General features: G+C 72.5%; 12 protein-coding genes. 4 read left to right on the top strand and 8 right to left on the bottom strand.

What is annotated here, in order from left to right; genetic code table 11:
* Window positions 1-117: 117 nt before the first annotated feature.
* From WA616_RS17000 to WA616_RS16965, 8 genes are all read right to left on the bottom strand, one after another.
* Window positions 118-1,260, bottom strand: a complete 1,143-nt coding sequence (locus WA616_RS17000) for a M23 family metallopeptidase (protein WP_336031671.1) — start codon at window positions 1,258-1,260, stop codon at window positions 118-120.
* A 3-nt stretch (window positions 1,261-1,263) separates the two neighbouring features.
* Window positions 1,264-2,646: an ATP-binding protein gene (locus WA616_RS16995; protein ID WP_336031668.1), complete on the bottom strand. Its 1,383-nt coding sequence runs from the start codon at window positions 2,644-2,646 to the stop codon at window positions 1,264-1,266.
* A 173-nt stretch (window positions 2,647-2,819) separates the two neighbouring features.
* Entirely contained in the window at window positions 2,820-4,349 is a 1,530-nt protein-coding gene (locus WA616_RS16990) for an SCO6880 family protein (protein ID WP_336031666.1), read from the bottom strand.
* Entirely contained in the window at window positions 4,346-5,794 is a 1,449-nt protein-coding gene (locus tag WA616_RS16985; RefSeq protein WP_336031664.1) for a type IV secretion system protein, read from the bottom strand. The genes WA616_RS16990 and WA616_RS16985 overlap by 4 nt, the downstream gene beginning before the upstream one ends.
* Window positions 5,795-5,822: 28 nt before the next feature.
* Window positions 5,823-6,611, bottom strand: a complete 789-nt coding sequence (locus WA616_RS16980) for a hypothetical protein (RefSeq protein WP_336031663.1) — start codon at window positions 6,609-6,611, stop codon at window positions 5,823-5,825.
* 56 nt (window positions 6,612-6,667) lie between these two features.
* Window positions 6,668-6,958, bottom strand: coding sequence for a hypothetical protein (locus WA616_RS16975; protein ID WP_336031661.1), 291 nt, complete (start codon window positions 6,956-6,958; stop codon window positions 6,668-6,670).
* Window positions 6,955-7,644: a hypothetical protein gene (locus WA616_RS16970; RefSeq protein WP_336031659.1), complete on the bottom strand. Its 690-nt coding sequence runs from the start codon at window positions 7,642-7,644 to the stop codon at window positions 6,955-6,957. The genes WA616_RS16975 and WA616_RS16970 overlap by 4 nt, the downstream gene beginning before the upstream one ends.
* A 377-nt stretch (window positions 7,645-8,021) precedes the next feature.
* Window positions 8,022-8,798 carry a hypothetical protein gene (locus WA616_RS16965; protein ID WP_336031657.1) on the bottom strand — a complete coding sequence of 259 codons (777 nt, stop codon included), beginning with the start codon at window positions 8,796-8,798 and terminating at the stop codon, window positions 8,022-8,024.
* Between the two features lie 518 nt (window positions 8,799-9,316).
* Between WA616_RS16965 and WA616_RS16960 the strand changes: the two genes are divergently transcribed.
* The 4 genes from WA616_RS16960 to WA616_RS16945 are packed head-to-tail and all read left to right on the top strand — an operon-like array spanning window position 9,317 to window position 13,374.
* The gene (locus tag WA616_RS16960) at window positions 9,317-9,838 is read left to right on the top strand and encodes a PadR family transcriptional regulator (protein WP_336031655.1); all 522 of its coding nucleotides are present in this window, start codon (window positions 9,317-9,319) and stop codon (window positions 9,836-9,838) included.
* Entirely contained in the window at window positions 9,835-10,515 is a 681-nt protein-coding gene (locus WA616_RS16955; protein ID WP_336031654.1) for an ABC transporter ATP-binding protein, read from the top strand. The genes WA616_RS16960 and WA616_RS16955 overlap by 4 nt, the downstream gene beginning before the upstream one ends.
* A gap of 50 nt (window positions 10,516-10,565) precedes the next feature.
* Window positions 10,566-12,863 (top strand): ABC transporter permease, encoded by a 2,298-nt coding sequence (locus WA616_RS16950; protein ID WP_336031653.1) that lies wholly within the window; start codon window positions 10,566-10,568, stop codon window positions 12,861-12,863.
* Window positions 12,864-12,900: 37 nt separating this feature from the next.
* The gene (locus WA616_RS16945) at window positions 12,901-13,374 is read left to right on the top strand and encodes a hypothetical protein (protein ID WP_336031651.1); all 474 of its coding nucleotides are present in this window, start codon (window positions 12,901-12,903) and stop codon (window positions 13,372-13,374) included.
* Window positions 13,375-14,451: the final 1,077 nt, after the last annotated feature.

Genomic DNA, 14,451 nt, shown 5'->3' with positions numbered 1-14,451 from the left:
TCCCGAGTCCGGCCAGGGCGGCCAGCGCGACGGCGATCAGGGTGCCCCCGGCTGCCACGACGGCCAGTTCCCATCCTCGACCGATCGGTTGGGGATCGCGACGCCGGGGCGGTGTGGTCACGCGCCGGCCCCCGCGTGGAGGGAAAGGTCGACTCCGCGTTCAGCGAGCCAGGGCGCCGGGTCGACGGGTGCGCCGTCGAGGCGGACCTCGAAGTGCAGGTGGACGCCGGTGCTGTTGCCGGTGGAGCCCTGGAAGCCGAGCAGCCCACCGGCCGGAACCTGCTGCCCGGGAGTGACGGTGTAGCCCGAGAGGTGGGCGTAGCGGGTGGTCACCTCGTCGCCGTGGTCGAGTTCGACGAGGTTGCCGTAGCCCGCCAGACCGAGGCTGCCGTCGCGGTCGCAGAAAGCACTGGTGCACGCGGCGGTGAGCACGGTGCCGGCCGCGGCGGCGTACACCGGGCTGCCGCGCGGCCCGGCCAGGTCGACGCCGGCGTGCTGGCTGCCCCATCGCGGCCCGAAGCCTGAGGTGAGGACGCCGGCGCTGGGGCGGGCCCACGCCCCGTCGGGCACCGACAGGCCCGGGCAGACGCCGTCCACCGCCCCGACCGTGTCCGCATCCACCGTCTGGGAACCCGGCCACAGCATCGCAGTGAGTTGCTGGGCGAGCGGCTCCCAGCGGGCGTAAGCGCCGCCGGCGGCCGAGATCTGCACCGCCTGCGCGGCCTGGGTCAGCGGGACTGTCTCCCAGTCAGGCACGTCGACGAGGCGGGTGTAGAACGCCTCGGCCGCGTAGACGGGATCCATCAGCTCGGCGACGGTGCCCCAGCCGGCGATCCAGCGCTGCTGGAAGGTGTTGACGCTGTCGTGGTCGGACCCGAGCCCGTCGTGCGGATAGCTCAGGCTGGCGGCGGTCACCGCGGCCTGCTCGGCGGTGAGCTCGAGGCTGCTGCCGTCGTTGGCCAGCATGCGCAGCCGCGACTCCTGCCAGGCGGTGGCCAGCGCCACCGTCGCGGCGTGCGCGGGCAGGCCGCGCGCGGCGGCGACGTCAACGATGGTCCACGCGTGACCCATCTGGACGGCGTCCAGCGCGATGCCGGCGACTGTGGCCCCGGTGCCACCGGCCCCACATGAGGTGTTGGGGGTCTCGCTCGACGCTGCCCCGCCGAGGAGGAGCAGCACGGTGGACATGGCCAGCAGGGGCAGGACGATGACTGCGGCACCCGCCGCCAGCGCCGTCCGGCCGGCGTCCGTTCCGGCCATGGGCTACGCCACCCCCGCCCGGCGGGCGGCCACCGAAGCTGCCTCCGCGTCGCCGGACGTGGAGGTCGTGATGGCGTCGTTGGTGTCGGTCAGGGCCACGTCGATCGAGGTACGAACCGTCTGCACCTTCGCGCTGTGGCTGCCGACCAGCCACAGCGCCCTCCCCCGGGCGGCGGCGGCCCAGTCGGTGACGATGCGCTCGGCCATGGGGCTGAGTCCGAGCAGGCCGGAGAGCTCGTCGCCGATCTGGTCGTCCTGGCCCAGCAACACCTTGGTGGCGCACAGGTGCAGGAGGTCCTTGGCGATCGCCACGGCCTGGCTGCCGGCATCGCCGACGGTGAGCATGTCCGACGGCTTGTGCGCGACGACGACCTGGATGCAGCCGTCGTTGCGGGACAGCCGCAGGTCCGCATCCAGCGACCGGACGGCGTCGGCGCCCAGGCGCATCTGCTTCCAGCACTCGTCGCGGATGACGATCCGCAGGTCGCCAGGTTCGGCGAGCTGGGTCATCGCCCGGCCCCAGGAGTTCAGGCATGTCAGGGCCACGCCGACGGCCTCGTCGCCGAGCGGGTCCAGCCGGGACAGCGACAGCGACTGGATGGGGGCGCGCCAGTCCACCGAGATCGTGGTCGGCGCGTCGAACAAGCCCGCCAGGTGCCCGGTGACCAGCGCGCCGAGCGCGTCGCGCACCGGTCGGGTGTCGTCCAGAAACTGTTGGTTCGTCGCGTAGCGGCAGGCGTCGACCAGCTCGGCACTGGGGGCGCGCAGTGCCTCCCACACCTGCGGGATGGTGATCTCGCGCATCCGGTCGGCGCCGGTGGTGTAGCCGGTCAAATCCCGGATCACCTGGCCGACCGCGGTCTCGGCCGTCGGCCCGAACGGCACGTGCTGGGACCCGACCAGACCGCGGAGAAGCAACAGCCAGCGGGAGAACACCATCGCCGCGCGGCGTTGCGCCTCCGCGCGCGGCAGCCGGGTCCAGTCGTTGCCCAGCGGACCGAAGTCCAGCGGATTGATCCGCGCGGGCAGGCCATGGCCCACCGCGTGGGGCTGCACCTCCAGCGCCCGGCAGAGCGGCTCGTACTCGTCCTTGACGTCGCCGAGGACCAGCGTGCGGTAGCCGTAGGCCATCTGCCGCAGGGCGAACATCTTGACGGTGCCGGACTTCCCGCGGCCCGGCGCTCCGAAGAAGATCATGTTCGGGTTGGTGACGCCGGCGACCGCTTGCAGCGTCCAGCCGATCGGATCGACGGAGAAGGCGCCGCCGGAGAGGTAGTCGATGCCCAGCAGCGCGCCCGTGGGAGGCAGTCCGTTGCCGGCGATCAGCGGCCACACCCCGCCGGCCTGCTCCGACGTCATCCGGTAGACCGCCAGCGGCGCGGGCACCGGGCACCAGCCCGTGGCCCGACCGGTCCGTCCGTGCTGGCCGACCAGGAAGGAGAGAGGGTCGCGGTCGTCCGACCGAGCCGGACGTGGGGCGAGCGGCGGCAGTTGGTGGCCGAAGTCCGAGACGAGCTTCGCCACCCCCCTCCCCCGCACGCGAGCGGCGCGTCGGCCGATCACTTCGTGCCCCGACGTCGAGGCAGGCCGATGCCGAGCGGGATGCAGGCCGCGGCGAAGCCAGAGTCCTGAGCCAGGTCCAGCCGCAGCGGCTTGAATCCGCTTCCGGTGATGCTCGCCTCCAGCCGGCGGCCGTAGTCGGTGATCGACCACGTCCCGGGCACCGTCACTGATGCGGCGATGCCGACGCGGACGAGCGCGTTTCCCTCGGCGAGCCGGACGTCCTGGCCCTCGACGCGGGCGGCGTCGCGGCGGTGGGACGCGCGGACCTGGAACCCACCGCGACGCCGGATCTCGGTCGCCAGCTCCGAGCTCATCGACTCGTTGCCCACGAGGCGGTCGGCCTTCGCCATGCTGATCGGCTCGAAGAACACCGTGGCGCACCGCCGCTCCCCCGCCGTCGTCGGGGTCAGCACCGGTGCCAGGGCACCCATGACGGCTCCCTTGTCGGGCAGCAGGACGGTGCAGATGGCCGAGTGCCAGGCGTCGTGGGCGTAGTGGCGACGCTCGGGGTTCGGCGCGACGGTCGGTCCGGCTGCGGCCATCGGCAGCGCCGCGGCGACCCGCGGATCGGAGTCCGCGGCGAACTCGGCCGCCGCGAGCCCGGCCCGGTCCCCGGGCGCGAAGCCGGTGCGGATCGCAGTAGCCAGGCCGGGCGAGTCCAGCCAGGTGACGCTCGTGCAGCCGACCGGACCGACCAGCCGGGCCTCGATCTCGCCCATCACCCCGTACAGGACGCGCGCGCGGCCGTCGACGCCGCCGCCGGCTTCCTTGGCCGCGCGGGCGATCCGCCGCTCCGGGACGACGACGGTCACGAATGCCTCGTGGCGCACTCCGGCGGACGTCATCACCGCGGCTAGTTCGGCGTTTGCCGCCAGCGCCAGCCCCGGAGCGCTCCGGCGCAGATGGGTGCGCTGCCACGCCTCCCGTTCGGCACCGTCTTCGGGCAGCGTGCGGATCTGCAGGGCGACCACCGACACCAGCTCCGCCGTGGCCGCGCCCTCGAGCAGCTCAGCCAGGCCCGCTCCTAATCGCGCGCGGGCGGCTGCCTCGGAGAGCCCGATCCCGGGGTGGGTGATCCTGGCGACGGCGGCCCAGGTGCGCTTCCGGTGGTCGGCCACGACGGCCGGGCGGACGAGCAGCGGGCCGAACGGCGGGCCGTCGTAGGTTCGGATACCCGAGAGCACGCCGGGCAGGTCGGCCTCGTCGAGGTCGTCGGCAGTTCCGGCGGCGGCCTTGGACTGCCAGTCCGTCCAGCCCAGGACGGCTCCCGACCAGCGACGCAGACACTCGACGGCCCACTGGAACGCCGAGCGGCCCCGCACCGGGACGGCGACCAGCACGATCAGTACCGCCCACACCGGCGCCCATCCCAGCGCCAGCAACCACTTGGCCGAGCCCGCGGCCAGCAACAGCGGCAGGCCGCCCACAACGATCACCACCCACGACCCGCCGCCGAGACCCAGGAACCAACCCTGCCTGTCCTTCGACCACGACCCGTACCGGACCGGCCGTGCCGGGGCCGTCACAGCGCCACCGTCGCAGCCGTCTTGGCAGCCGCGGCGCCGCCGGAACCACCGCCCGCCGTCCCCTCCTGCGCCCAGCCCGCCAGGCCCCCACGGGGAGTCCGGGGAGTCCCGGCAGGGGGTCCCCCATCGAAGGGCGGCGGCCCCGGCGGCGGAGTCGATGGACCGCCACCGTCGGCTGCCGGTCCACCGGCCGAGCCGCCGTCACCGGAACCGCCGTCGGGACCTCCGCCCGTGTCGCTCGACGACCGGCCTACGCCCCGCCGGCGGCTGCCCGCGTCGCTGGGCGGCAGGCCGTAGGCGGGATGGCCGACGCCGGCCGAGCCCAGCACGTCCGCACCGACAGCGACCGCACGGTGAGCCAGCGAGGTGCCGACACCCACCGCGGCGCCGACCCCACCGAACATCGCGGCCAGCCGCCCCGAGGACTGGGCCTCCGCTGCGGCCTCCCCACCGGACCGGCCGTCACCGCCGCTGCGCGCCGCGGCGCCACTGCCCACGGACTCGCCACCACCGCCGGAGAGCACGCCCGACAGGCCGCCCGCGTCGGTCCACGACTGGCGCAGCGCCGCACCGGATGCGGTTCCTGGGTCCACGAACGCCAGCAGCCGGAACAGCACCAGCGGGCAGACCGCACCAATCGCGATCATGACCGCGCCGACGATGGCCGTTCCCGCGGCCTGGGCGGTCGAGTCACCGTTCCCCGCGACCACCCCGGCGGAGAGCTGGACGCCGATGCCGAGGACGAGTGACGCCACCGGCGCGATGAGCAGGCAGGAGAAGAACCAGCGCAGGCTCTTCCAGAACCACGCTTTGGTGCTGTCGCTGAGCAGTCCGCCGGCGGAGATCGGAGCCGTGGCGGCCAGGATGATCAGCGCCGCCTCCCGGACGAACATGATCACCAGGTAGAAGAACGAGGCGGGGATGAGAAGCAGCAGGGAGGAGATGCCCAGGACGGTGGCCACCGTCGCGTCGACCACCTCGCGGGGCCAGGAGCTGCTGGGGTCGAAGGCCGACAGGCTGTCGATGTCCAGCATCGCCTGAAGGATTCCGCGGGACAGCCCGGCCGCGGCGGTGACCAGGGCGCCGGCCACTCCGAGGTAGCCGACCCAGACCAGTCCGAACTGCGCCACACCCAGCAGCACCCGGCCCAGGGACTGTCCGTCGCGACGGATCAGTGCCACGGTCAGCTGGACGAACATCATGATCACCGCGACCGACGCACCGATCCACAGCGTCGTCGGGAGCACCGCCCCCATCGGTCCTCCCGCCGAGAGGTCCGGGGTGGTGAACGCGTCGATGACCTGGAAGGCCAGAGTGAGCAGCCAGAGCCCGGCGGACCAGAGGGCGATCATGGCGGCCTTCCAGACATCAGCGACGGCCGCGGAAGCGGCGTCCCCGAGCCAGCTGATCGGGTTCAGGTCGATCGCCAGCACGCTGGTGCTCACAGCCTCCGCGTCGCCGGCCAGGAGAACGTCAGCCATGGCGCAGCTCCCGGTAGCCGACGTCGATCGCCAGGTCGGTTCCGGACCACACCGATGGCGGCTGCGCGGGTTCGTCGCCCGGTCCGATCATCCAGCGGTCGCCCTGCCAGACCATCCGTTGGCAGTCGGCGGTCGCGCCGCGAGCGGTCTGCATCAGGGTCACGTCGAGCTCGAAGTTCACGCAGGGCACGACGAAGTCGGGCCCGACGCTGCCCTTGAGTTGGCCCATGCGGGGCGTGAGGACGACGGCGAGCTGCTGCGATCCTCCGCCGGACAGGCCGGCGGCACTCAGGAGCGTGCCCATCGCTCGGACGCCGGACCAGCTCGTGGTCGTCGGGCCACCGGGCATCGCCCAGGCGGCGATCACGTCGCGCGCGCCGGCCAGCGAACCGGACTCCAGTGCGACCTGGTCGATGGCCGCCAGCTGCGCCATCGCTCCTTCGGGCGTGTGCGGGAAGCCGGTCGGCACGCCCGCCGGGCCAGTGTGGGTCGCGCGCGGCAGCACGATCGGCGGGCCTGGGTCACGGTTGGAGAGGGGCGCGGGACGAGAGGCGGACTCCGGCACCGCACGCATCCGCCTGGCGGCGAGCGCATCACGAGCCTCGGCGGCGGGCAGCGTGCCGGTCGAATCGGCTTCCGTCGCCGGGCCCGTCGCGTTCCCGACCGAGGCGCTGGCGTCGTCGCCGTCTCCGGTCGGGGCGACCGCGTGGACCAGGGCCAGCACCAGGCCTGCCATCAGAACCGCGACCGTCAACGCTGCCATGACCAGCAGGGCGAGCAACTTCCGTCGCGACCATTGCGTGCTGCGCGGCTCTTGGCCGCCTCGGCGGGGCGCCATCAGCAGCCGGTCCCGACGATCGACAGGACGATCACGTATCCGACGACGTAGAGGATCGCGCCGACCAGGCAGATAAGAATGCCGTCCATACCGAGCCGGGCACCGCGGGGATGGTGCGTGACCCGGCCCCAGACCAACATCCCGACGCTGGCGAAGAAGCAGATGCCCAGGATGGCCAGGACGCCCCACTTCACCCAGGACTGGATCTGGTCGGCGTAGACCTGCACCCCGGGCGGTGCGGCCGGACAGACAGCGGCCGCCGTGAGTGTGTCGGCGAGCAGGGTTCTCATCGACGAGTGTCCTCCGGAGTCAGTGCGGGATCGATGGCGGCGTCTGACGCCCTGGTCGCGGCTCCGTGAAGGCCGTCGTCGAGCAGCTCGTGCAGCGCCCGGCCGGCCCCGCGGAGAGGCGGGGGGAGCCGAGAGGGGGTGGGTCCCGTGACCTGGAGGCGCCGATCCATCGGCACGGACACGACGCGACCAGCTGCCCGGAGGGCGAGCAGGCGAGGACCCAGGCTGCCGGTGACCTCGCCGGACCACCGGCGTGGACCCACGGCGGCAACCACAACCGGTCGTCCTCCCAACTGCTCCAGCAGCTGCTCGGTCAGCCGCACCCCGGGCACGGTGGGCCGGCAGACGACGACGGCGCGGCTGCGGCCGGCCAGCCGGGTCAGGTTCTGCGGAGCGGCGAGACCGAGGTCGATGACGGTCAGCGGCGGGCCGTCGGCGACCGGAGCGACCGGCCAGTCATCGACTGCAGTGTCGGTGGCGCGGCGGTCGATGGTGACGCCGGCGCGCAGCCCGCGGCGCCATGCTCCGGTGACGTCGGTACCCAGCTCCTCCGAGGCCGCGGCGACCAGCCCGGACCGGAACGGATGGGCAGTGTCCACGAGGTGCACCCGCTGGCCGTCCGCTGCCGCGGCATCGCTGATCACCAACGCCACCGTGGAGGCACCGGCGCCGGCGTGGGCCGCCACGACCCCAATCCAACTGGCCTCCAGCTCACCGCGGTGAGCCCCGGGGTGCCTGGTCCCGGGGGCACGGTCATCCCCGCGGACAAGCACCTCCCCTTCGAACTTCCCCCGGCCTCCAACCGGTGAGCTCGCCCCCGCTCTTCTCCGACGTCGCGCGGCCGGGACCGACTCGCTCGTCGAGGCGGGCCGCTGGGAGCTGCCGTTGCTCGGGCGCTGCGACGGTGCGGAGATCCCTGCTCTGTCGGGTCGCGGCCCTCGGGACTGCAGCTCCCGCAGGACCTGCTGGATCTCAGCGACGGACAGAAGGCGGCCGTCGCCCCGGGGGTCGCCGGAGTCGTGATGGCCGCCATCGGTCGTGCCGACGGTGGGCAGGAGCGCGGTCACGCGACGGCCCCCAGGTACTGCGGAGCCACGTCGCGCAGGGCGGTCAGCGTCCGGCGCCGCCGGCGGTACAGGGTGCGGGTCGTGATGCCGTGCGCGGCGGCCACCCGCTGGTCGGCATCGCGCTCACGTAGGGCTCGGGCGCACTCGGTGGCGACCAGCAGCGTCAGGTCACCTGCGTCGACTCCGGACCGCACCGCCCACTGCAGCAGGTCGGCGACGTCGAGGTCCTCCCGCTCGTCGTAGGCGGTGGCTGGAACCAGCCGAGTGACGTCGCCGTCGACGGTGAGGAGCTCCCCCCACTCGGGGTGACGTCGGCTCCGGGGTCGCAGCTCGCTGAGCACCATCCGCCGCGTCTCGGCTCCCAGGTTCGCAGCGACCGCACGCGGACGCCGTTGCCAGGGGTAACGCCGGACCTGGCAGGCGAGCTCGCCGACCACCACGGCGACGATGTCGGGACTGAGATCCCTCAGTTGCGCGGCCATCCTCCACACCAGGCCACTGAGCAGGTGCAGGATCAGCAGCAGGGCGTCGTCGTCTCGGCCGCCATCGACGGCGGCCAACCGAATCAGCGCGGCAAGGACGACGTCGGTGCGGTCGGACTCGGCGTCCCTGGACCAGACAGCGAGCAGCTCGGCGACGGTGGTGAGTTCGGCCAGATCCGGCTCGGCCGCTGCCCAGCGGGGCAGGACGGCGTCGGCGTCCAGTCGTGCGGCCAGCGCCGGCCAACTGCCGACGATGGTGGGGTTGTGAAACATCTGCGGGTCCTCCGGCATCAGTGCGATGCCGTCGACGCTCCGAAGAGACGTTCGAGGAACCGTCACCCCCGACGGGGGTGACATCGGGACGAGCACGGCTCAGCGCCAGGTCACCAGCGCCGCAGCGCGCCCATGCCTCGGCACCGCCCGGGTCCTGGTGCCGGCGAAGGGGTGATGGAGCGACTCGCGGGGGTGACGTGCGCGGTGCTGCTCGCGGGTACGAACTGTCCGCTGCTCTGCAAGACCCGGGCCCGCATGACGTGCCTCAGCGGGAACGGCAACCGGACGGGTCTACCGGGACAAGCTCGCACGAGCGCCTCGTTCAGCAGCGGCGTTCTCGGTAGCCCTTGGACATACGGGGCGCATGGGCGGTGTACGGCAGGCGCGGCGTCTCTAGGTAGAAGCTCGGTGATCGAACCAGGGACCAGTCGTAGAAGACCACGCCTGGTGCCTAACACTGTCGGCGAAACACGGAGCCTGTGCCCGCAGGGCGTGGCGCGTTGACCGCACTAGCAACTCGGTGTCTAGTGCGCTTTGTGACTCTTCCTCAGACGCTGCTCGGGCTCCTCGAGCCGACACCACGGCACGGCTACGACCTTAAGCGCGAGTACGACGCCCACTTCGGTGCGCAACGCCCGGTGAAGTCCGCGCAGGTCTATTCGACGCTGAGCCGCCTGCTGCGCGACGGGGAGATCACCGTGGTCGGCACCGAGCGGGTCGACGGGCCGGACCGCACGTCGTACGCGCTCAGCGCCGAGGGCGTGACACATCTGGAGCGCTGGCTGGCCGAGCCGGAGGACGCCACGCCGTACGTGCAGTCGGTCGTTTACGTGAAGGTCGTGCTGGCGCTGCGGTCGGGTCGTCCCGCCGAGCAGATCCTCGACGCCCAGCGGGAGTCGCACCTGGCCGTGATGCGCGAGCTGACCGCCCGGAAGCGCGGCGCCGCGCTGTCGGAGGTGTTGGCCTGCGACTTCACCCTCTTCCACCTCGAAGCCGACCTGCGCTGGCTCGAGCACACCGCCGCCCGCCTCAACCGACTCGCCGTGGAGCTCTCGTGACCGACCCTCTGCTCATCGCCGAGGACCTGCACCTGTCTTTTGGGCCGACTCCGGCACTGGCCGGCGCCTCCGTGCACGTCGCCCCGGGGGAGGTGCTGGCCCTGCTCGGGCCCTCGGGCTCGGGTAAGTCCACGCTGCTGCACTGCCTGGCCGGAATCCTGACTCCCGACCGCGGAGAGGTCCGCTACCGCGGTGCCCGACTGGATGACCGCAGCGATGAAGCCCGCAGCCAGCTGCGCCGCAACGACTTCGGGTTCGTCTTCCAGTTCGGCTCCCTGGTGCCCGAGCTGACGGCGGTTGCGAACGTGGCGCTGCCGCTGCAGCTGACCGGCACCCGTCGGCGCGCGGCCGAGGAGCAGGCGCGGGACTGGCTCGATCGGCTAGGTGTCACCGAGGTGGCGGACAAGCGCCCCGGGCAGATGTCCGGCGGCCAGGGCCAACGGGTGGCCGTGGCCCGCGCGCTGATCGGCGGCCCGCGGGTGGTGTTCGCCGACGAGCCGACCGGTGCGCTGGACAGCCTCAATGGCGACCTGGTGATGGAGGAGTTCACCGCCGCGGCCCGAGAGCAGGGCTCCTCGGTGGTGCTGGTGACCCACGAGAACCGGGTGGCGGCCTACGCCGACCGGTCTGTGGTGCTGCGCGATGGCCGCCTGTCGAGCACATCGGTGTTCGCGTGAATCCCCGGCTGAGCCACCGCGGCGCTGCCGTTCTGGTTATCCGCTTGGCGGTGACGGCGATCCGCCGGTCCCCGCTGCCGGCCGTGGTCGGGGCGCTGGTCGTCGCGCTGGGCGTGCTGGTGCTCTTCGCCGGCCTGACCCTGTACCCGACGGCGCAGGACCGCGGCATCGCCGGCAAGGCCATGATCGCCGGCCAGTTCGCCGACGACGGCGAGCCAGGACTGCTCGAGGCCTCCACCCGCGGCTTCTACCGGGGCCAACCGATCTCCGCGTCGCTGGTCTTCGACACCAGCGACGGGACCGTCGTCCCGCCGGGGCTGGACCGGGTGCCGGCCCCGGGTGAGGTCGCGCTGTCCCCCGCAATGCGCGAGCTGTGGTCCGATCCGACCACCACCCTGGCCGAGCGGTACCCCGGCCGGGACGTCGGCACGGTGCAGCGGGCCGGCCTGATCGGGCCGCAGGACCTGGTGGTCTGGGTCGGGGTCAACCAGGACCAGATGCCCGGGACGCGCGTGGTGACCGGGTTCGGCGGGGCCGGCGTGGCCGACATCGCCGACGTGCCCTCGGAGCTACGACTGGCCGTGCCACTGCTGGTCATCGGCTTCCTGCTCCCGCTGATCGCCCTGTTCCTCACCGTGGCCACCACCGGGACCGCGGCCCGGGAACGACGGCTTGCCGCCTTGCGCCTGCTCGGGTTCAGCGCCCGGCACTGCCGCCTGATCGCCGCCCTGGAGTCGACGCTGGTCGTCCTCCCCGGTGTCGTGCTGGGCGCACTGGCGTTCCGGCTAGGGGCACCTGCGCTGGCTCCGCACCTGCCGGTGGCCGGTGGGGTGTGGCCGGACCAGGTGCGCTTCAGCCCGGTGGTCGCGGGAGCCCTGCTCGTCGTGCTGCCGCTGCTGGGAACCATGGCGACCTGGTGGGCGCTGCGGCGGGTGCAGGTCAGCCCGCTGGGTGTGGTCCGCGGATCGACTGACCGGGAGCTGCGCCGCTGGCGACTCCTTCCGTTGGGCATCGGCGCCCTGGCCCTGGCCGGCTCGGCGGCGGCCAGCTACCGGGCCGACGACGTCACCATTGCCGGCGTGTTCCTCCTGCTGGCCGTCGTGGCACTGCTCGTCGGCATAGTCACGGCCGCGCCACTGCTCTGCCGGCTCACCGCCACCGCCCTCGGCCGGGTGCTGCCCGGCATCCCCATCCAGCTCGCCGCTGCCCGCGTCACTCGGGACGCCACCAGCGCCGCCCGGCTGGTCACCGGCTCCGCGCTGCTGGTGTTCATCAGCGGCCTGCTGCTCTCCTTCCTGCCGCTGTTGGAAGTCGGCAACGCAGAGGACGAGCGGGCCCTGCGCACCACCGTCGGTGGCGACCTCCTCGTCGCCGACGTCCGGCTGGTCGATCCCGCGGCGCTGGAAAGGCTCCGTACCGACCCGGCTGTCGCCGCCGTCGCCCGGTTGACCCCGGTCCAGGTCAGCGACGGCAGCGGGGCGGGTGGTCCGATGGCCGACGCCGTCGACTGCACCGAGCTCACCGACGTCATCCCGACCCTGCGTGACTGCCTCCCCGGCGGGCTGCTGCTGGCACCGGCCGAACTGGACCCCAAGTCCGCACCCATCCTGACCAGCGGCCCGCTGCAGGCCGTCACCATGGTCGAGTCCGCCGACGGCAGCAGGCTGGACACCGTCGACCTGGGCCCGCTCGCGCTGACCGGCCCTCCGCGCACCTCGCAGCTGCTGGAGTCCCTCGTCCCGGTGACCGGCGGGGGCCTCGGCCTGATTGACATCCAGGCCCTGCCGGCCGCAGCGCAGCCCACCGACACCGGCGGAACTCTTCTGGTCCGGCCCGCCGAGGGCAGCGCAGGAACGGCCGAACTGGAACGGGTCCGCACCCTGCTGACTCAAGCGACCAACGCGGTCACCGTGCTGACCGTCGACGAGCAGGTCGCCGAGTTCGAGCGCACCACCGAGACCTATCGGAACATCACCCTGACCGCGCTCGGCTGCGCCGCTCTCGTCGGCTTGCTGACGCTCACCTCGACCCTGCTGCAGCAGGTCCGCGAGCACCGCCGGGCGCTGGTCGCGCTGTGGATGACCGGGATGCCCCGAGCCGCCGTGCGCACGGCGACGCTGCTACAGAGCGCCCTGGTGATCCTGCCCGTTGTCGCGCTCAGCCTCGCCCTGGGGCTGGCCACCGCGACGGTCTACCTGGCCCTTGACGGCGACGGCGGCATCAGCCGGCTGCCCTGGCCGGCCATCGCCCTCGTCGCCGCCGGCGCCACCCTCCTTCCTCTGCTAGCCACCGCTCTGACTCTGCCGGCGTTGCGCGCCACCGCCCGCCCCCAGCTGATCGCCGACTGACCACCACCGTGCCCTCCCCAACCACCAAGGAGCTCCCGTGCGTCCGCGCCCCCTCACCGCCCTGCTCCCCCTCGCGCTCCTCGCCGGCACAGCTCTGGCCGGTTGCGGCGGCCCGGGCGAGGACTTCGACCCAGGCCACCAGCCCGGCGCCGAGGGCATCACCGCGGTGATCCGCGTCTACGGGAAGGCGATCGGCGAAGGGGACGGACCCCGCGCGTGCTCCCTCATGTCGAGGGCCGCTCAGGAGCAGGTGATGGAACGAAGCGGGGTACCCGGCAACTGCCTGGACGCGGTGTCCGCGATCGCCGAGCCGCTCTCCGACGACGCGAGAACCTCCCTCGCCGATGTGCAGGTCACCGACATCGACGGAGAAGAGACGACCAGCGCATCCGCGACGGCCACCGCCTCGGGCGCAGGCGCCGAGGAAGCGACCGCAGCGCTGGGCGGAACTGTTTTCACAATGTCGGTGGCCGAGGCACGCTGGGGCATCGACTCGATCCAGCATGGGTGAACGACCGCAAAACCAGAACCGCTCGGCCAATGACCGAGACCTGCCCAACGTGCCGGCCGACGCGGGCGTCCCACCCTCCGCGACCATCGTCGCTGCGCGACAGCTCGCCGACGAGGCCCACCAGCGCAGACGGGCCAGCAGCAGAGCGCTATCGATGCGCGGCGGTCGGCTCCGTCTCCCTGGCTGACCGCTCGGCCTCCCGCCGAGGAGTCGTCGACGCGACCGTGAGTCGTCCCGAACGACGATCGGCTATCGGCACTTACCCTCCGACGGTGCACGGGGGAACCGTCACTTCTTCTTGATACTCAAGGGAGTCAATATGGCCACCAATGACTGTCCAACCTGCGGGCGTCCCACTGCTGAGCAGGACAACTACGCGGAACGCCACGACCCGGTGTACTGCTCCCCGCTCACGTCCCCCAACTGCTGGCAGTGGCCTGACCCGGACACCGCCCTGATCCATTACGACGTGGGCAGCTCGGGGGCACGAGCTGCGTGCGGGAAGCGCAGCGGCGACGTCTGGACCTCGAACGAGAGCGACGTGAACTGCTCCGGGTGTCTCGCGGTCATGTGACTGGGATCGGCGATGGGATGGGACGCAGCATGCGCTGGTGCTGTGCGCCTGTCGCCCAGACCCGCGCGGAACACTGCTCATCCTGGCCCGACCTTGCGGCAAGCCGTACCAATGACGACCGCCCACCGGCAGGCCGTACCGCGAGCCGAAGCGTTAGCGGCGCACTTCGGGCGTCTCAGAGGACGATTCCTTGCGGACGGAAGACGACGGCGATCTGTGCGTCTCGGAGCGGTTGGTGAGCCATGGAGGCAGTCGAGGCCGGCGCGGCGTGTCCACCTCGCCGCTCATCGGAAATCGCCGATCGGGAGGCAGGCTGACACTCATGGCGTTGACGCTGTGCCGCGAGTGCACCCACGAGGTGTCCACGGAGGCGACGACCTGCCCCAACTGTGGGGTACCGGACCCGTCTTACCGCGACGCATCGAGATTCCACTCGTCTCCTCCCGAGTGGCGGCCTGGAGATCCATACCCGGCACGTCTCCAGCCGCGCCCGCACGTCCGGG

This window comes from Geodermatophilus sp. FMUSA9-8 (assembly GCF_037034165.1).
Lineage (GTDB): Bacteria > Actinomycetota > Actinomycetes > Mycobacteriales > Geodermatophilaceae > Geodermatophilus > Geodermatophilus nigrescens.
Note: the sequence above shows the minus strand (reverse complement) of the source record. Positions and strands in the feature narration are given on the sequence as shown.